Raw genomic sequence first — 383 nt, forward strand, 5'->3', positions numbered from 1 at the left:
GGTTTCACAGAGAAGCATGTGGACCAACTTACAATACCCGCACGAGTGACGAGTGTTAAATCGGGAGAATTTTATCAAGCACAACAGCTTCAAAACCCAGTTGATCACAATGTTTATTTCGAGTATAGAGAAGACATTGACAACACCATGCGAATTAAATACGAAAATAAAATACTCACATTGAAATCAAGTCCTATAGATCAAGGCGGGGAGCATGAAATCATGTGTCTCAAATGCCAAGTTTCAGAGGTGCTTAATGGCTGAGGTAAGCGGAAAATGGGCTAAGCAAATGGCGAAAACGGTTGAGAAATTTGAGCGCAAAGTCATAGATCGAGCAAAACAAATTGTCACAGAAACAGCAGAACTGATTTACAGTCATGCTG

1 protein-coding gene is annotated in these 383 nt (G+C 40.5%); it reads left to right on the forward strand.

All coding sequences use genetic code 11. The features are described from left to right. On the forward strand, positions 1-264 hold a 264-nt coding region (locus SB749_RS18800; RefSeq protein WP_410711637.1), incomplete at its 5' end, for a phage head closure protein. Positions 265-383 lie beyond the last annotated feature (119 nt).

The sequence above is a fragment of the Brevibacterium sp. SIMBA_078 genome (genome assembly GCF_046534565.1).
Taxonomy (GTDB): Bacteria; Actinomycetota; Actinomycetes; order Actinomycetales; family Brevibacteriaceae; genus Brevibacterium.